Genomic DNA, 19532 nt, shown 5'->3' with positions numbered 1-19532 from the left:
ATCAACGTTATCAAAAACGACTAAACGGCCTGAGCCCTCTAGAATTCAGAGCTCAAGCCGCTTAGTTCAATTTTTATTATTTCCACTGTCTACTTGACAGGGAGCAGTCCACCCAGAGCACTTTCTTCGTTTTTTAGTTTTTCTTCTCCTGCTGTTGGTTCTCGACAAATTCCATTTTCCAGCTGAAATAATCGTTATCCGGATTTTTTTCGTACTTCATGATGGCATCGAATTTATTACCCTTTTTGCTCGTCAAGCCTTTCACGAGTGCTTGTCCGTCCTTCAGCAAATGCTTCACCATCGTTTTTGTCGGCTTCTTCTTCATCGTTGCCAAAAACTTATCATTTTTCCAAATCACATACTTACAGCCATTTTTCCAGTTGGAGCAGCCAAAACCTTTTTGCCCTTCTACGACCGCACTTTGGCAAAGCGGGCATTTACCAAGAAATTCGAACTTTTTATTGTCGTCCGACTTCGATGTCGCATGCAAAATAATAATATCTTCATCCTGTTTAATCGTTGAAACCGATTTAGCAGTAAAATCAGCGATAAAATTAATAAACGCTCCACGGCTCACTTGCTTCTTCTCCATATCGGATAAGGCCTTCTCCAGCTTGCCGGTGAACTCCAAGTCAAACAGTTCTTTAATCGGAAATGTCTCGACCATTTTGACGCCAAGATCGCTACAAAGCAGACTCTTACCTTCCGTATAAATGTAGCCGATATCTTTAAGCTTTTTGATCGTCTCCGCCCTTGTCGCCGCCGTACCGATACTGAAACCACTCAGCACTGCCTCTTCGTCGTCGTAATTTTTACCGCACGTTTCCATCACCCGCAGTAATGTTTTCTCCGTATGATGCTTTGGCGGCTTCGTTTCGTGCGAAGTCACGTCTGCTTTGACGATATCAAGCTTCTCATCTTTCTCGACAAAAGGAAGCGTCGTATCCTTCGATTCGATTTTCTCGACTTGACGCCAACCTTCGATAATTTGCACGCGCCCTTTAGCGGTAAATTGCCCCTTAATTGCCGGGTTATCAATCCCTACATGAACACGCGTCTCCTCATGCTCAGCAAGCGGCATAAACTGCATAATGAAGCGGTTTTTAATCGCTGTATATACAATTTGCTCATCAGCCGTCAGCGACTTAGGAATCAAATATGTCGGAATGATTGCACTGTGACTTTCAACTTTGGCATTATTGAAAATCCGCTTCGTATTACTAAACTTAATTTCATGCTCATAAGGAAGGCCTTGCTTCACAGCATTCAGCACCTTAGCTGTTTTCTCCGTCAAACTTTCCTCAAGCGCCGTACTGGCTGTTCTCGGGTACGTAATATATTTTTTCTCATAAATGGACTGCGCCACTTTCAGCACTTTATCGGACGTCCAGCCCTTATATTTGCTCGTCACATACCCCTGCAAGTTCGACAAGTTAAACAAAAATGGTGGATATTCCTTCTTGCGCTCAACTTGCTTATCAACAACCGTCGCTGTGGAATTGTTCATCGCCTGCTTAACTTCCTCGAGCTGCTCCTTCGTTTTAAACTTCTCTTCTTTTTCCTCTACATAAGTCGCCTGAAATTCTTCCTGCTTTTGTGTAAGGAACGAAGCAGCCAGCTTATAATAGCCTTCCGGAACAAAGTTCTCGATTTCTTTATCACGGTCATAAATAATTTTTAACGTCGGCATAATCACACGTCCGACGTTCAGCACCTGTCCTTTGCCCTTCTGATATTTCAGCGTGGCAACAGACGTTAAGTTAATGCCAATCAGCCAATCGGACCACTGGCGGCTGACACCTGCATCCTGAAGCGGTCTCAGTTCCGTATTCAGCTTCAAATTATCGAGACCTTTCATGACCTCTGCCGGCGTCCATTCATTCAGCAACAAACGATACACTTCTTTTTTCGTGCCGATATTGTAAATAATGCTGTCTCCGATCACTTGCCCTTCACGATCATAATCGCAAGCAGAAATGATTGCATCAACATCCGGTCGTTTCATTAAATGCTGAATAATTTTCAGCTGTTTTTGCGCTCCGCTGTCCGGCTTGTCCCGTTTGCGCGGGTCGCTCTTCACTTTATATTTGAAAGCTTGGGGAATGAACGGAAAATTGTCCATTTGCCATTTCCCCATCTTGTCATCATAATCTTTCGCATCGTACAACTGAAGCAAATGACCGAATGCCCAAGTGACAATATAGTCTTCTCCTTCAAAATAGCCATCCTGGCGCCCTTTAATCTTCAATGCATCTGCAATATTTTTCGAAACAGAAGGCTTCTCTGCAATAATTAATCGCTTCCCCATAAAGATGTACCTCCCTTTACTACAGCAAATTCATTAGTCCTATTCCTCTTTGCATTTTCTATTATATACCTTTAATTTTTTCGATGTCCGACTAAATCAAAAGTCTATTTTACCATTATTCCATTTTAGAAAGGTGAATTGATCAAGAACTTTCTATTAAATTTTGCTTATTTTCTCAGATACTTAGGCACCAATAGGAAGATGGGAAAATAAAATGGAGTTGTGTAATTTTTACGTAAAGGAGATACCCGAATGGAAAAGAAGTCCAGCACCACTAAGATGGTTATAGTCATGAGAAAAGATTTAGAAATGACAAAAGGAAAATACGTGGCTCAAGGAAGCCATGCTTCTTTAGGCGTTGTAAAGTGGATTGAATACAACGGCAGTGAAAAACACAAAGAAATATTAAACAAATGGTTTGATGAAACATTTGTAAAAGTGACTGTTTATGTAGAAAGTTTGGATGAATTGTATACGATTTATCACCTAGCCAAGGAAAAAGGATTAGCCGTAAGACTCATCACCGATAACGGTTTGACCATGTTCAATGGCATCAAAACAGATACATGTCTTGCTATTCTTGGCGAGAGAGATCAAGTGGATGAAGTAACCGGCCATTTGAAGTTATTGTAATATTTGCATTCTTGCCTGCTTCAAGTCAAATAATGAAAAAAGCGAAATGGACCGTCCATTTCACTTTTTTCTGTATATAAATAATAATAACAACAACTTGCTTGACTGTCATTCGGTTGCTTTTAATAAGTTCACTTAAAATTACCAATCTTACCTAACTCGTTATTAATTATGTATGAAATATCTTCTTCATCAAGCTCGAACCAGTCGTCGGTTATTTTTTTAGAATTAAAGTGTCTGTGATACACCGATACTTTTTTGTATACATCATCTGTATATGAAAGAAATAAAACCTCTAACGTAGACATATTTGATAGTTCTAATTCTTTAAGCCGCCTTAGAAAATTAGTGGTTAATCCGATTTTCACCAAATCATCTTTTTTACGTCTAATTAAGTAAATCAGACCGCATTTAAACTTTCCGCCAATATTATTCCTTATTTTCTCTTTCTTTGTTAATGATTCTGATATTGAATCTAAATATTTTCTAAGGTTAATCTGTATATATTCCTCTATTTCTTTTGTGCATTCGGATTCAGAATGAAACTTGCTACTAAATACCTCGCTGTAAATTTCCTTGGATATTTCTCTAATATTTTCTTTGGAAACGAGCTTTTCTGGAGCAATATTATTCTCTAATTGAGCCATCAATTTATTTCTAGTTTTAAGCCCAATACTGATTAAACGGCCTTTAATAAATGACAAACTAAATCACCCCTCTTACAATATTCACACTTAAATAACATTTATTCTTTTATAAAAAAATAATTCCTCTAGATTCATTTATGCTATGCAAAAACACTGCGTTTCCGCAGTGTTTTTGGAATAGCATGTTAATATGCTTATTTGACTGGTATCTGACTTGTTACCATTTAAGGGTGTTTTTATATGGAAGCTACTATTTTTTAGATTCTAGTATCTAATAAACCGCAATATGCATCTACTGGGTCTACACCTTTAAATGCAGATTCACCCATCATTTTTTCTACAAGTGCTTCAAGCGTACCTTTTTTGCCATCATAAGCATTGATGTAAGTTTTCACTTGAGGTACATCTGCTAAGTGGAATGGTGAATTTACAGATACGAAGATTGTTGGTACTTCATGGATATAGAATGGAATATCAGGCGTTCCTTTTAGAGCATTCCAAACCATACGTTGTACGACATCACCCATACCTACATTTGCAACATTAATGATTAGATCATATTTATCCGTTAATTCTTTGATAGGGCGTTTTGCTGCATAAGCACTCATAATGTGCTTCATTTGTTCTTCTTCTGGTAATTTAAAGATTTTTTCGATTGGTGATTCGTAAATCTCTACTTCAAAACCTTTTGCTTCAAGTTCATCTTTTAACATATCAACCGGTTTAGCTTTACCACCGCTGATTAGCTTACCAAATGCGCTTTCAGAGCCTTTTACGTTGACTAGTAATACACGTTTGTACTTTTCAGGAGTAACAGGCCAGATGTCTTGCTTGTCTTTTACTAATGTAATTGCATGGTCTGCCACTTCTTTAAATAGCGCAACGTTTTCAGGACGTCCAATTTGCTTCATTGCTTCTTCTTTTGGCATCATGATTTCTGTTTTCGCTTTTTTGTGAAGTCCTAATGAAGCTTTAAGACCTAGGATACGAGTAAGAGCTGCTTCTAGGCGTTCTTCAGTGATAACACCGTTTTTGTATCCATCCATCATGTAACCGAAGTCTTCATCCGGATCGTTGAAGAATAAGAACAAGTCGCAACCAGCTGCAATTGCAGTAGGAAGCATGTCGCTACGTTTCATAGCAGATGTCATCGCAACCATGTGACTAGCATCCGTTACAACAACACCGTTGAATCCTAATTTCCCACGTAGTAAGTCTGTGATTAGCTCTTTAGAAAGAGTTGCTGGCAATAAATCTTCATCTTTTAATTCAGGGTTGAAGAATTTAGAGTAAGCTGGCTGATGAATGTGACCTGCCATGATTGATGGTAGACCAGCATCGATTAAGCCTTGATATACTTTACCGAAAGTTGCATCCCACTCTTCGCAAGATAAGTGGTTAGGCGCGAAAGATAAATGTTGATCGCGCTCATCAATTCCGTCTCCAGGGAAGTGTTTCGCTGCAGGAGCGATCCCGCTTTCTTGGATACCTTTCATGTACGCTAAGCTCATTTCTAATACTACATCAGGATCGTTACTGAAGCAGCGGTTTGAAATGATTGGGTTACGCCAGTTTCTATTGATATCTACGATTGGCGCAAAGCTCCAGTTACATCCGATAGCAGATGCTTCAACACCAGATACGCGTCCCATTTCGTATGCCCATTTTGCATCGTTTGTTGCACCGATTTTTACTTCTAGTCCAACTTCTGTTCCATCTACACAAGCACCATTTCCGCCAGCTTCTGTGTTGGCAGCGATTAACAATGGAATTTTGCTGTTTTCTTGAAGAATTTTATTTTGGTCATAAACTTCTTCCGCTTTACCTGGGTTGTAACGAACAGCTCCAATATGGTAATTGTTAAGCATGCCTGTTAAATATTCTTCTGTACGGCTAGAACCCATGTTTACAAACAATTGTCCGATTTTCTCTTCAATTGTCATTGATGCAATAGTATCTTGTACCCATTTAATATCTTCATCAGATAAATTATACGGTTTTGCTTTTAAATCTACTTTGCTCATCGTATACTCTCTCCCTTAATTCTATAGCTTCATTCATCTTGTAAGAAAGTGAATGGATCATGAGATAGCTGATTCTCTCAGTAATCAACATGTTCAACTTTTCACAAATGTAGTTGTGCACATGCTTTTGAATCAGTTATAGCAGACTACAAAGTTCCGCTTCCCCTGACTCTCTAAATAATAAGATCGTTTTCATCAATATTTACATCAATGAAATCAGCTCCGTCTCATTACTATACTAGTATACTAGCATACATAAATGATAATTTCTATATATTATTTTTAATTTCTCTCATTTAATGAGAGAACTCATACCTATTCATGAAAAACGCCTCTCAAAAGTAATTTTTGAGAGGCTGCGAAATTATCTTTTAATAACTGTATCCATACCGTTAAGATTAAAACCTTGTACAGCTTCTTTGCTGGCAATTTGGAAGTCACCAATAATCGTGTGCTTCAATGCAAAAGAAGATAAGGCAAAATCCAATGTTTCAGCTAAACTATACGAATTCACTAATCCGTACAATGCCCCTGCAACGAATGAATCACCTGTACCGATGCGTTCAAGTACATTGACTTTCACAGGTCCAAGCACGTGCTTTTCCGTACCCGTAATTACTGCACAACTAAGCTTCTGTTCATTATTGGCAAGGAGTTCTCTTTCGGTCGTAAAAATCTTATCAAATTGATACTCCTGCTGGAATTCCTGCAAGATTTGAAGCTTTTCTTCGAATGAATCGACCTTTCTTTTCTCTTGACGAATAGTCAAAACATCAAGATGACTGCCAAAGCAAACATTCACATAAGGTAAAATTTCTCTGAATGCTTCTCTCGCTTCTTCAAGACTCCATAGTTTTGCACGATAATTAAAATCAAAGCTAACCTTAACTTTTTTCTGGTGAGCCATTTTTACAAGTGCCATTGTCGTTTCACGCGCTCGCTTACTTGCCCCAAGACTAATACCACTTACATGCAGACATTTAGCCTGTTCCAGCATTTCTTCCAATTGATAATCGCTCGGCACAGCATCAACAAAAGCAGAATTTTGTCGATCATACGTAACCTCTGTCGGTCGGATAGAATGACCTTGTTCGACGAAGTACATCCCCATTTTATGCCCTTTTTGAATAACATAATCAGTACTCACACCAAATTGACGCAATTGCATGATAGCAGCTAAGCCGATGTTATTATGAGGCAGACATGTCGCAAAGGATGTTCTTTCGCCCCAATTGCTTAATGCAACAGCAATATTCGCTTCGGAACCGCCATAAACCATGTCCAATTGGTTAGCTTGAATAAATAATTGATGATTAGACGGCGTCAAACGTAATAACATTTCTCCAAATAACATAATTGACTTCATTAGAATACGCTCTCTTTCAAAATGATCCTTCTATCAGTAATATTAAGAACGACTAGATTGGCCAATCTAGCCGTCCAAAGTACAGATTAATTCAAATCGTTATTAGATGGCTTTTTTGATTTTGATTAAGTCTCTGTTAATCAAGTACATTAACTCTTTAGTGAACATGTCTTCTGCCATAGAAGCTAACATATCAAGTTGCATTCCTTCAGCCATTCCAAACATTGGATGTTCTTCATTAAAGCCAGCTAAATATTTACTGATAACCGCTTTAGCCTCAGCGTTCTTGAATAGCTCCCCAAATGTGCAGCGAGTTGAATATACATCATCTGTAATTTCTAACTCTTCAATTTCAATGTCTCCCAGGACCTCAGGCATTTCAAACCAGTTAGCTACTACACCGCCGCTGTCTGATTCAGGACATACATAGCTTTGATTTGCTTCTTCTACTTTATTGAAAATCGCTACATCTTCTAAGTCGCCAGATACAGCTTTTACTTCATTTAAGCCATCTTGCAGAGCAACATTTTCAAACAAGAAGATGTTATCTTCACCTGTTTGAGTTCCTACTTCTGTGCCGTTCACAAATAGCGTCACTTCTTCACAGTTAGCGTAAATTTTCACCGTGATTGCTTCAGCAGCACGATCGAAGTATCTCTTACTTGCAATGTGAAGTACTTTTTCATCTGACCAATTTGCTTTATACATGAAGAAAGCATCTTTTTTGATTTTACGGTCATATGTGATTAGACCTTTGTTGTTTCTTCCTTGAACGCCACCTTCATCACGGATGTTCGCTCCAAAGTCAAACATGTTCCATACATACGTTGACCATAGATATGGACGTTCAGAGAATGCCTTCCATACTTTTTCGTGGTATAGTGCATGGTATTCTTCTGTGTAGTCTTTCACTTTTGGTTCATCTGAATGGTATTGTAAAATTCCTTCTGCACCATATTCAGAAATACCTAAGCAAACTTTAGGGTTTGTCGCATGGAATTGATCCATCCAAGGACCGAAGTCTTCTGCTTCACCTTGATACCAGCCGTAATATTTATTATAGCCAACGATATCTGTCATATAATTATACTCGTCATTATCCGGTACAAACATAACGTTTGCTTGTGTTGTTAAACGAGTAGGATCTTCTTTTTTCGTTAGTTCAGCTAATTCTCTAACTAATTTTCTAACCTCTGGACGGTTACCGCCGATTTGAATTTCATTTTGAACGCCCCAGAACATAATTGATGGGTGGTTGAAGTTTTGTCTGATTAACTCTACCATTTGTTGTTTAGCGTTGATTCCTTCTAATTCTGTTTTAGACATAATAGATATGAACGGAATCTCAGCCCATACAACCATACCTTCTTGGTCACATAAATCATAGAAGAATTGATCGTGCTGATAGTGCGCTAATCGAATTGAAGTTGCACCAACTTCTTTAATCAATTCCATATCTTCTGTATGTTCCTTCTTCGTAATTGCCCAACCCATATCTTTTCTGTCTTGGTGACGAGATACACCGTTTAAGCGAAGAGGCTGGCCATTAAGGATAAATCCTTTTTCCGGATCTACTTCAAAGTAGCGAACACCAAACGGAATTGAAAGTTCATCAATTGTGTCGTTGAAGCTAGTTAAAGAAATTCGCGCTTCATACATGTAAGCATTTTTTCTGCCGTTCCAAAGTGTTGGATTTTTAATTACAACTGGCATTTCAACTGTTTGATTTTCACCAGCTGCTAGCACAACTTCTTTTGCAGTATAAGCAACCGCTTTGCCTTCAGCATTTAAAATATCTGCCCATACTCTTACTTTCTTTTCTGTTTCAAGATCGTTTGTTAATTTTGCTTTAATAGTTAATGAAGCTTTTTCTTCATTTACATCTTCCTGCACGATGTAAATACCTTGTGAACCGTGGTCCATTAAATCAAAGTGAACTTGATTTGTAATAACTAAATTAACATCACGGTACATACCACCATAGAAAGTGAAGTCAGCCATTTGCGGATATACATCTTCTACAACTGTGTTGTCCACTTTTACAGCCAATGTATTTTCTTTACCGAACTCGATAACGTCTGTAATATCAAAACGGAATGTTGAGTATCCGCCACGGTGTTGACCCATGTGGTAACCGTTCACATAAACATCTGTAATGCTGTTTGAGCCATTGAATTCTATATATACACGGTTTCCTTTTTCTAAAGTATCGATTATTAGTTCTTTACGATACCAGCAAGCTCCTTTATAGAAATCGAAACCATTTGCTCCGTCGATTGCATTCCATGTATGCGGAACATTTACATTTTCCCAATTTTCATCATTAAACACTTTATTGAAAGCGCTAACTACATCTTCTTTAATAAATTTCCATGCGTCATTAATATTGACTATTTTTCTCATCATGTAATCTCCTTTACCTATTCGAAGGCTATAATCATTTAATTGTGAAGCTGTGAGCATGAATATTTTTATTTCTTAATCATTTGATTAAGTGTCTTTATTATATTATGGTCTCCAAAATTAAAATCGCATGATTTTGCCTTTTTTAGTATTATTATTGCTTCATTTAACATTATTTTTTCGATATAATATTGAAAAAACGAAGAAAGAGGCAGTCACATGATTGAGAAGCTTCAAAAAATATGTCGTATAATTGCATCAACCAATAAACTAGATGTGCGTTTTATTAATCATGAAGGGCACGCTGTCATCCAGTTCGTTCAACAAAGCCTTCCCGCTACACTTCAAAATTTCGACTACGATCATCGAAAAATTAATAAGAAACTCAAAGAAAACCCTCCACATTCCTATTACTACTATATTAATAATTATCGCTTGCAATATATTGCAACAGGTATATGGGAAAATAATGATTACGCCGGAGCCATCCTTGTAGGCCCTTTTTTATCTAGTATTCCAGAAAAAGATTTTATCAGTAATATTATTTTAAGCAATCAAATTTCTATTAATGAAAGAAAACAGCTTGAGGAGTTTTATCAATCACTGTCAGTCGTCAGTAATAGTACGAGCAGCAGTATCGGAGAATTACTTGTTAATTTATGTTCCCATACCTTTATCAATGGACAATTAATCACTTCCGATATCGTCTTACCTGCACAAAAGAATAAACAGGAAAAAACGACAATCGATGAAAAGATTAATTTAATCGAAATAAGATATCAACAAGAGCAGAAACTAATACAAGCTATTATGAAAGGCGATAAGGAGCAAGTTGAACAATTAAAAATCAAGATAGGAGATATTTATTTAGAAAACCGGATACCGGAAAGTCCGATTAGAGCATCGAAAAACTTAGTATTAGTCTTGAATACAATTTGCCGATTCGCCGCAAAAAAAGGCGGGGTTCATCCTGTCTACATTCATGAAATATCTGATAAATTCGCCATCTTAATTGAAAGGGCCCCGAATTTACCTTATTTGAATAAAATGATTGAAGTCATGCTAAGTGAATATTGTGACCTTGTAAAAGAGTTTGCGACAAGGAAGTATAGTGACATTGTCAAAAAAGCAATCGACTATATTCAATTACATTTAGACAGTCCTCTATCATTGCAAAATATCGCAGCCGTTATTCATACTAATCCTTCTCACTTATCACGAAAGTTTAAACAAGAAACCGAACTCAGCATCACCGATTTCATCAATCTTAAAAGAGTAGAATCGGCTAAACTTTTTTTGCAAAATAACAGCATTCCAATCACTGACATAGCTTTTATGGTCGGCTTCAATGATGTCAACTATTTCAGCAGGGTATTCAAAAAAATTACCTCTCTTACCCCATCTCAATATGCAAAAGCACAGAAAAAAATATAAATAGAGGAGGAACATCCCCCTCCTCTATTTGCTTTATTAATAAGTCAGACTTGCTCCGACAACTATACCTACGACAATTCCTAACGAAAACAAACTGAAACCCACGGCTATATTGCCTTCTTCAACTAATTTTTCCAAGTCCATTTTCGGGCGGAAAATTAGCTCGATAATCCAATATGCGACCACTTGCAGCACAATTCCGATCAATCCCCAAACAATGGCATCCAACAAGCTGACGCTGCCTGACCAAACTGTATAAATGATAATGGCTAAACCGATTGCTTTCCCCCATAACTTAAGAGCCACAGCTGTATTGCCTGCTTTTATAAGCTCAATTTCGGAAAATTTCGTTGTCCACGCAAATGCGACGAGACCGATTAAAATTAATACAAAACCGATGCCGGCATGCGTCAAAAAGTTTAAAAATGCTGATAATGAAATAATATCACTCACTATGATTTTCCCCCTGTTCACAAATTGCGACCGGCAAGTAGTAGGAGGCATTATTGGTAATTTGACTTCCTGCCCGAATGCCGATTGCTGATGGTTTTCCGTTAATAATGAAACTGCCGTACATGATGCTCGCCCGCTCTATCCCTTGTTCTGTTTGGATATCGATTTGCGGCAAGTCGATATATTGCTGATAGACTGCTAATTCTGACGCATAATTTTTATGTGCATCCTCATGCCTCAATGTGCCGTCCGCTTGATAAATGCTGACCGTATCCCCTTCACGCCCGAATGAAGGCTTCTTCACATAGGCAGCCTGATTGTTGCGGAACGGTTCTTTATCTAAAAAGGTTGGCAAAAAGTATTGCCCGATCCAACAGTGCTCTTCTTCAGAGTAAAAAGAATGCTTTTGCTCATGAAGACCCCATATTAACGACATGACCGCTTTTGACTGCAATAAAAATGATGATGGAGGATTTATAATCGCAAGCTGCCGATTGGCAACTAACTGCAATAATAATTCACCGACTGAAGCGCCGGTTGCTGCATCTTTATCATTAATTAAATACTCGAGCGGATACGTCTGCCGATACAGCACATCAATTCTTTCGTTGTCTAGTGTATATAGTCCTCTAGGAACGACAATTTCACCATTTTGAATCACGTCCTCGTCAACCAACTGCAATTCATGAAGCGGAATGAACTCGGCTTTTAATCCGCTTATTTCCAATAAATATTTTGTCGTCAAATAATCTTCTTCATGGTCAATATGCGATGTAAAAACAATTTTACCGTTAGGCATGTAATCAAGGCTGTTTAACGACTGCTCCACTGCTTCCCGAATACCTTCAGCCAATTGTTTTTCCGAGCCTTCATTCGGGTTTTGAAGTTGCCAGTCACGGCAAATATACTCATTAACAAAAAAACATTCTTTTATAAAAGTCGGCGTGTCGCTATTAAATTCTAATAATTTTATTTTGTTCTTTGTAACGACTAAATCAAGACGGGCAATGATACTCTCATGCGAAATTCCTTTATAACGAAGATACCGCAAGGTTGCGGCAGGATAACCTAGCTGCAGCAATGTTTTGTCATCTAATTGCCGAAGCAGCGACGAAGTTTTATAAAAAATGCGAGCAATCCGCTCAGATGCGGTTCGAATTCGTTTGATTGTCTCTTCTTTTTCTGTTTTTACATCAAAAAGAGCGTACTCTGTATTATACAAATCGTGCCAAAATTCAGTAATTTCAGCATAAAAGTTTTGCCGTTTTTCTATATACATCAGCCGCCATAACTTCCCTTCGTTCCGCTTCCGATGCCGGATTTATAGCTAGCATAGGAACTGTCCTGGCTTAACGCGCTTTTTGATAAAAACTTTTTCCCGCCATAATAGTAGTGGCCATAGCTTCTTGATGAGGAATCATCGCAATAATAGGTGCCTGTCTCTTCATCCCAATCCCAGTCCCGGCATGAAGAATCATTCGGCTCAGCGGGCAAATTACCTGAAGAAGAGCCGCAGCCGGCCACGGTCACAGACACCAATGATGCCATTACCCCTGCCATCATTTTCTTTGTTTTATTCACGTTCTTCTACCCCTTCCATACATAGCTTGTCGGCGTGCCGTATAACACATAAACCATCCGGTCCTCATCAAGCTCCGCACTGTCGCGGAGCCATTCTTTTTCATCGACAAAAGTAAACGTGGAACCGATGACCGTCAATATATCGATATGCCGTTCAAATTGCAGCGTTTTTACTAACGGATGATTTTTTAAAGCATTTAACTCTCGAATCTCTAGCGTTATATCATCATGACTTGATAAGTAAACAGATTCAACCGGCCCTTCTTCAAACATTTCCACATAAATAACGCAAACATTGCCTTCTAGAGCAGAAGAAACTTGCTTATATGTCACACCATCTTTAACGAAAAACTCACATTCCCTTCTCGCCAAAATCTGCTCTAAATCTATATTTTCATAATAGTAAAGAGGCGTATAATGTTCATTGCCTTCCCATAATCGATACTCTAAAACGAATGTCTGTCGTTTCAATCCCCCACCCCCTCACTAAATTTTACACAATTGCAATACGGATTGACAGGAATTAAGGTTTCATATAGAAAAACCGACAACAATCCTTTTTCATGCGTATCACCTATGTTTACTCGATACTAAATATCAAAATAGGAAAAGAGAGCGACTCATTTATCGCTCTCTTTCAAACATTTCAATATTTCTCTCTGATTCTTCTCCAATTCCAATATTTGATCGTGCAGTTTTCCAAAATCAATTCACTTTTCAAATCGGTATGATAATCATACTTACTTCGCTGCGAATCTTTTTGGCTCTGTCTGTTCTGACTCATCATAATAATCGGAGCCTGCAATGCCGCCAAACAAGATAGCATCAGGTTCAACAAGATAAACGGATACGAATCGGGCGCTTCTTGGGCCAAGAAGTAATTTAAAATCAAGTTATTTCGATATAATGAAACTTACTGGTAATTACGCATACAAAATAAAAAGCCTATCCTTATAATAGGCTTTTTACTCTATATAATTTTGGTCGAAGTCGAAGTTCTTTCTAAAAAAACACTATATTAGAACCATTATTTCAGTTGAATTTGCTCGTATTCGCCGCCGGACCAGCCAAAGCCGCTAGAAACTTCTAACGTGTAGCTTGTAGCGTCTGCAGGCAATTCAAATACTAGCTGACCGGATTTCGAAAGTCCAGGATTGATATCCTGCAAGAAGAAGTCCATCATGCCATCAACTAACATCATCACTTCAGAATCACTTGACGGTTGGAACTCTCTTCCTTGATCATCTTTCATTTTAAACATGTTGCTGTCAACCATTCTTGCTTCGCTATCATTATTGTAGGCAGTAACATCAATGATAATAAATTGCCCTTCTGTTACTGCGGATTCAACAAATTCGTTATCTGATGCAATTTCGTTAGTCACTGATATATTTGTTACTTCATATGCTAATTTGCCGGCTTCTACTTTTTCGCCAACCTGATACACTTTTTCTTCAGTCGCTGCTGATTTCGTCGACGCTTTATCGGAAGACGATGTTTCATCATCTCCAAGCATTGATGCTATAATTCCAAAGGCAATAATTACCCCAAATACGATTAATATAAATTTACCGATTTTTTTCATTTTAAATCTCCCCATTCCGTTTTGTTCTGCTTACAAAATAAATATTATCAGGGAATGCGGCACTATATATGTTACATTGAAAATACTTATTATAAATTTTCAAGATTTTATCCACTATATATTTAGATTAAAAAAGCTTTTCACAGTTCCTAACCGGTGAAAAGCTTTTAATGAAGAGCCCCCCTAATCAATAGAAGGACTCTGTTATTTTATTGCTGTTTTTACTCACCCACCATACCATCACCGTCGTTATCTCTCATATATTGATACAACCAATGATCGCTTGTAATCGGCATACTATAACCTGCATCTTTGGCTTCCTTAATCGTAACTATTCCATTGCCGTCCGCATCTACACTGGAGAGGTCACCGCCCTCGCTTGAACCGGCACTTGAGTCCGTGCTTGAATTAGCGTTTGAATCAGTTGAACTAGAAGGCTCGCTCTCTGTTAAACCAAGCGATTCATTCACTTCGTCAGGATTTACATTATCAAAGGAATCCACAATCTCATTTCCGTTAATTGTGTAAGTATACTGATAATGTGATGGAACTTGCGTTTCCGTATTAGGATATGTGATTATCGCTTCAAAATTAGTTGCTCCACCTGCATCGCGAATAACTTTTTCCATATATGCTTGGTCACCGTGTCGATTGAGTGTACTATTTTGAGGAGTAATATTGTAAGCATTTGATACTCCGCCAAGAGAATCAGCGATAATATGTCCTTCATCTAATGAATCACTTTCAACCCCTGGAACTTTCGCCTCATCAGAATAGTATCTGCCGGAGGAATTTACGGGTTCACTGTTATCATCTTGCAGAATGATTTTGTCAGCAATGACCCTCACCAACTGGCCATATTCATTTGTAAATGCCCAGTATTCACGATCCCCAAAGCCAATATCTACGACAACCTTAGCTTGGCGATATCCAGACGTATCTCCACCATCAACTTCAATAAGTTTATAGCCTGAAAACTGTGTTTCTGTTTTTTGGGCTGCTTCCTTTTCTTCTTCTGCTTTGGCTTTAGCCTCTTCCTCTGCCTTAGCTTTAGCTTCTGCTTCCTCTTTTGCCTTAGCTTCTTCCTCTGCCTTAGCTTTAGCTTCCGCTTCCTCTTTTGCCTTAGCTTCTTCCTCTGCCTTAGCTTTGGCTTCCGCTTCCTCTTTTGCCTTAGCTTCTTCCTCTGCCTTAGCTTTGGCCGCACCTGCTTCTTCGCTCTTTTGTTCTACTTGCTCACTACTATCAGTGCTCTCTTCTGCCGGAGGTGCAGTTACACCAATTAAAATCATAAATAATAATGCTGCTGCCCCAAAAATCATCAATACATGCAATCTATTTTTTTGGGCCACAGGAAACTTCCTTAACACAATACCGGGTTTAACCAAACCTACGATTAATGCCAGAACAGATAATAAGAATAATATAAAAAATAAGGTATACATCTTATTTTTCCTCCTCTTAGCTCCCACAGTTAAATTTGTTTCATATTCATTGAAGACTCAATCAGTTCTCTCTAAGTTGATAAACTTATTCACTAATGTAATACCATTATTAGGTTTAATGGAAACCTTTTCTTAACGGATAGCAGGTAAGTCGTTGTGCAGTTTGTCCATTAATAAAAAAAGCCTCCCACAAGTTAAACAACTCATGAAAAGCTTCTACACTCAATGAAAAATCTTACTCTTCTTCGCATTTTTCGTAAACGCTTCGACTGCATCCATTAGCGGTTTTTTCAAAATCGTACCGATGATAATGAAGAGAGCCGCAAAGATGAGCAACATAGCAATATATTGAATTGCATTTTGCCAAATGACGCCTCCCAGCCCTTCCCGTAGCAAGTTGACCGCATACGTAAACGGCAGAAACGGGTACAGATGCTGAAAGAAGGATGAAGACACTTCAATCGGGAAGTTGCCTCCCGAGCTGGAAATTTGCAGGACGAGTAAGATGATGGCCCCGCCCTTGCCGATGTTGCCGAAGATTGCGACAAGCGTATACACAATTGTCGTGAAAACAAAACAAATGAGTAAGCTGAACAACACAAATGCAGTCCGGTCATGGACATCGACTCCAAGCAGAAAGATATCTCCTACAGAAACAATCGTTGCTTGGACAAGGGCAATTGCTAAGAACGTTAAACCACGGCCGAAATAAAAATGATGCGGCTTATATATTTTTTTAGGCATCTCAACATCTACCGATAGCATTGATACGAGCAATAGTGCACCGACCCAGATAGCCAGGCTCGTGTAAAACGGCGAGCTTGCCGAACCATAATTAGCAATCGGAAATAACATTTTCTCCTTCAACTCAATCGGATTAGACAGGAAGTCACTATCGGTTTGCACGTCCCGTCGCAAAATATCAATTACCTCTTCAAGCGTAATGTTTTCCTTCATCTCAGTTAGCTTGCCGGCAGCATTATTGATTGTTTTCACAAGCTGCGGCAGCTGTGATTGCGCCAACGAACTGGCTGTTTCAACTGCCTCCACAACTTTTGGCATTTTTTCTTCGACAAGCTTGGATGCACGTTCAAGCTCGGATTCCAAACCCGGCAGTTCATTTTGGACAAAATCACTGCCTTTATAAATGCCGGCTTCAACTTCGGCAAAATGATCACTATAAAAGGAAGCTGCAGTATCAATACCGTTAATGACATTATCCAAATTTTCATTAATGTAATTTGTTGCTGTTTGTACCTTTTCAGTCAAAGCCGGCAACGAGTCTTCGTATGATTGTAAAGTTGTTTTCGCATTTGTGATCATGTCGCTAGTGCTTGTGAGCAGTCCGGAAATATTCGGCAGCTGTTTTTGCGCTTCTTGGATGACATTTTCAGCTGTTGGCAGGTCTGTCTGTATATTGCTGAGCATATTTTTCACAGCAGGCAAATACGTGCCGTCAAAGTTATTCAACAGATTAGAAGTTGTCTGTTGAACTTTCACAGCCTGATAATACATATCTTGTATGTTATTGCTTTGCAGTTTGGATGATAGACTATTCACCTGGTTTTGGGCTGTGTTCGTTTTTTGCAATAAAGATTGCAGAGCAGCAGAGCCGCCATGGCCAGAGTTCAGCAAGGCTTGTAAATGACTGCTTTGCACACTTAATAAAGTGGCTTGCTGATTGAGTAATTGCTGCAATTGAGCTGTCGTCTGGGTCGAGTCCGTTTGATTGAGCATCGTCTCCAATACTTTGACAGTACTATTTGACGTACTGTTTACAATTGATATGTTGAGTTTTAAAGCATCAGCTATTGTATCGAAAGAGCCATTCATTTTTGCAACAAAATCCTCCACCACTGCGACATATTCTCCGCTGTTAGTAGTGATTTGTTCAATTTTCGGGAGCTGTTCCTGAACGGCTGCTATGACGGCAATCGCTTTATTCGCCTGATTGATGGCATCAGGGAGCACAGCTGTTGCTGAATCAAAATGGTTTTGAAAATCTCCGAGTTTTTCGGCAGACTCACGGATTTGTGGAATTTGTCCCTGCAATACGACAATTTTATCCCCAACTGCTTCTAAAGTCGGCAAAGCTTCTTCTACTTTCAGAACGCCTTCGCCAACCTTGTTGATTTCTGGTATATATTGAGGAAGGTCGACAATTTTATTGGCCTTCTCTTGAATAGTGGGCAAATGTTCCTCAAGCTTGACCACTTGCTGACCGAATTCTTTGATTTTCGGCAAAGCCTGCTGTAATTTATACAGTTTCTCTTCCAAATTGCGTATGGTCGGCAAATCTTCTTTCAAAGCAATGCCAATTTCATTAAAAGCTGATAATAAAGCCTCTGAAACAATCCCGACAAACTCTTCACGCACTTGATTAGTGATAGTGGTTGCTCCTGTTGTCGTAATTTTTGGCGTAATCGCATTGATTTTATCGTTCACAGTAAAAACAATTTCCGCTTTTTCCGGATTATCTGTAAGAACGCTAGAAAGGTTTTCAGAAAAGTCCTCCGGTATGTATAAACTTGCGTAATAATCGCCGTATTTTACGCCTTGATCAGCTTTTTTCTTGCTAACAAATCTCCAGCCGAGATTTTCATTGTCCTTTAGCTTTGCGATAATCTCATTACCTACATTTATTTTCTCGTCATTAATTGTTGTCCCTGCATCATCATTCGACACCGCAATTTCAATGCCGCCTGTATTTCCATACGGATCCCAGAGCGCTTTAATATTGAACCACGCATACAATGAAGGCAATATCATCAACGCAACAACAAGTAGAATCGCTGCCTTCGAACGCGAAATTCTGCGCCAATCAATCTTGAAAATATCCCACACCTTTTTCAACCTGCCACCTCATTTCACAGTTTTCATTAATTTCCCCCAAAACTGTGAAATTAAAAATGGTGCCTGTCACTCCCTGGTATTTATCAAAAAATCCCAGTAGCCACAGGCACCACTATCCTTATTTACCTTATCGACCTTCTATAACGATACTGCTTCCATTGATACCTAAAAAAGCAGCCAATGCAATATCCGAATGCCGCCCCAAGATTCGCTGCTAAACACATAACTGTGAATCCGTAGTAAATGCCGGGCATACCAATATAATAACCGATTACGGCTACTGCCAGCATGATAAAGGCCAGTGTGCTGTTAAAACGGAGCTGATCTTTGTCCTCCATGACATATTGATTTTTGCTGTTAAGAAGACTTTTTCCGATTAAGATAATCGGATTTTTGCCAATAAAAGCCCCTAAACCAAAATACAAAGTGGGAATAAGTATAAGTAATGGCTGCTGAATGATCCAAGCAACAGCAATGAGAGTAATAGTAATCCAATTATTAATCCGGACTAGTGGCTGAGGAACCGTAAGTGACCTATGATTATTCATAAAATTCCCTCCAATTTAATTCGTAGTATTTTTGTATGAATTATATGATTAATCATACAATAAAACTCAATATTTCGGAAGTGAAAAATATCCTATCATAGGCTCTTGGATAACCATTCGACAAAAACTGAGGAATTTCGGGTGGCGTAAGGTACCACCATTTACCATTTACAACACACCAAAAACTATATTAATATAACGTTAATTTAAAAAGAACCTTTAAGTTCAGTCCCGTGAGGCTGACAAGGTGGGCGT

General features: G+C 38.6%; 16 protein-coding genes. 2 read left to right on the top strand and 14 right to left on the bottom strand.

What is annotated here, in order from left to right:
* Positions 1 to 133: 133 nt before the first annotated feature.
* Positions 134 to 2308 carry a type IA DNA topoisomerase gene (locus IEO70_RS17650; protein WP_190999684.1) on the bottom strand — a complete coding sequence of 725 codons (2175 nt, stop codon included), beginning with the start codon at positions 2306 to 2308 and terminating at the stop codon, positions 134 to 136.
* A gap of 252 nt (positions 2309 to 2560) precedes the next feature.
* On the opposite strand from IEO70_RS17650, the gene pth2 reads away from it, so the two are divergent.
* Complete coding sequence (gene pth2 / locus IEO70_RS17645; protein ID WP_190999683.1) at positions 2561 to 2941, top strand: aminoacyl-tRNA hydrolase; 381 nt, start codon at positions 2561 to 2563, stop codon at positions 2939 to 2941.
* A 131-nt stretch (positions 2942 to 3072) separates the two neighbouring features.
* Here the strand turns inward: pth2 and IEO70_RS17640 are convergent, their stop codons facing one another.
* From IEO70_RS17640 to IEO70_RS17625, 4 genes are all read right to left on the bottom strand, one after another.
* Positions 3073 to 3645 (bottom strand): GIY-YIG nuclease family protein, encoded by a 573-nt coding sequence (locus tag IEO70_RS17640; protein WP_190999682.1) that lies wholly within the window; start codon positions 3643 to 3645, stop codon positions 3073 to 3075.
* A 200-nt stretch (positions 3646 to 3845) separates the two neighbouring features.
* A complete protein-coding gene (locus tag IEO70_RS17635) occupies positions 3846 to 5612 on the bottom strand; it encodes a glycoside hydrolase family 3 protein (RefSeq protein ID WP_190999681.1) in 1767 nt (588 codons plus the stop codon).
* A 364-nt stretch (positions 5613 to 5976) separates the two neighbouring features.
* Positions 5977 to 6978, bottom strand: coding sequence for a sugar kinase (locus IEO70_RS17630; protein ID WP_190999680.1), 1002 nt, complete (start codon positions 6976 to 6978; stop codon positions 5977 to 5979).
* Between the two features lie 102 nt (positions 6979 to 7080).
* The gene (locus tag IEO70_RS17625; protein WP_235973651.1) at positions 7081 to 9384 is read right to left on the bottom strand and encodes a glycoside hydrolase family 2 protein; all 2304 of its coding nucleotides are present in this window, start codon (positions 9382 to 9384) and stop codon (positions 7081 to 7083) included.
* A 216-nt stretch (positions 9385 to 9600) separates the two neighbouring features.
* On the opposite strand from IEO70_RS17625, the gene IEO70_RS17620 reads away from it, so the two are divergent.
* Entirely contained in the window at positions 9601 to 10815 is a 1215-nt protein-coding gene (locus tag IEO70_RS17620) for an AraC family transcriptional regulator (RefSeq protein ID WP_190999679.1), read from the top strand.
* A 36-nt stretch (positions 10816 to 10851) separates the two neighbouring features.
* Here IEO70_RS17620 and IEO70_RS17615 read toward each other — a convergent pair whose 3' ends face one another.
* The 9 genes from IEO70_RS17615 to IEO70_RS17575 all read right to left on the bottom strand — a co-directional run bounded on the left by IEO70_RS17615 (position 10852) and on the right by IEO70_RS17575 (position 19277).
* A complete protein-coding gene (locus IEO70_RS17615; RefSeq protein WP_328820963.1) occupies positions 10852 to 11268 on the bottom strand; it encodes a DUF350 domain-containing protein in 417 nt (138 codons plus the stop codon).
* Positions 11261 to 12547, bottom strand: coding sequence for a glutathionylspermidine synthase family protein (locus IEO70_RS17610; RefSeq protein ID WP_190999677.1), 1287 nt, complete (start codon positions 12545 to 12547; stop codon positions 11261 to 11263). Before IEO70_RS17610 ends, IEO70_RS17615 begins: the two co-directional genes overlap by 8 nt.
* Positions 12547 to 12849 (bottom strand): hypothetical protein, encoded by a 303-nt coding sequence (locus IEO70_RS17605; RefSeq protein WP_190999676.1) that lies wholly within the window; start codon positions 12847 to 12849, stop codon positions 12547 to 12549. Before IEO70_RS17605 ends, IEO70_RS17610 begins: the two co-directional genes overlap by 1 nt.
* A gap of 6 nt (positions 12850 to 12855) precedes the next feature.
* Entirely contained in the window at positions 12856 to 13320 is a 465-nt protein-coding gene (locus IEO70_RS17600) for a hypothetical protein (protein ID WP_190999675.1), read from the bottom strand.
* Positions 13321 to 13495: 175 nt separating this feature from the next.
* Positions 13496 to 13684, bottom strand: a complete 189-nt coding sequence (locus tag IEO70_RS17595; RefSeq protein ID WP_235973655.1) for a DUF1003 domain-containing protein — start codon at positions 13682 to 13684, stop codon at positions 13496 to 13498.
* Positions 13685 to 13876: 192 nt separating this feature from the next.
* Positions 13877 to 14434 (bottom strand): DUF4352 domain-containing protein, encoded by a 558-nt coding sequence (locus IEO70_RS17590; RefSeq protein WP_190999674.1) that lies wholly within the window; start codon positions 14432 to 14434, stop codon positions 13877 to 13879.
* A 221-nt stretch (positions 14435 to 14655) separates the two neighbouring features.
* A complete protein-coding gene (locus IEO70_RS17585; RefSeq protein ID WP_328820962.1) occupies positions 14656 to 15876 on the bottom strand; it encodes a DNA/RNA non-specific endonuclease in 1221 nt (406 codons plus the stop codon).
* A gap of 222 nt (positions 15877 to 16098) precedes the next feature.
* Positions 16099 to 18720, bottom strand: a complete 2622-nt coding sequence (locus IEO70_RS17580; protein ID WP_328820964.1) for a YhgE/Pip domain-containing protein — start codon at positions 18718 to 18720, stop codon at positions 16099 to 16101.
* Positions 18721 to 18851: 131 nt separating this feature from the next.
* Positions 18852 to 19277, bottom strand: coding sequence for a DUF4395 domain-containing protein (locus tag IEO70_RS17575; RefSeq protein ID WP_190999672.1), 426 nt, complete (start codon positions 19275 to 19277; stop codon positions 18852 to 18854).
* Positions 19278 to 19532: the final 255 nt, after the last annotated feature.

Origin of the sequence: Peribacillus faecalis (genome assembly GCF_014712675.1) — a bacterium.
GTDB classification, from domain to species: Bacteria; Bacillota; Bacilli; order Bacillales; family DSM-1321; genus Bacillus_AD; species Bacillus_AD faecalis.
This window is presented reverse-complemented; position numbering and strand designations above follow the sequence as displayed.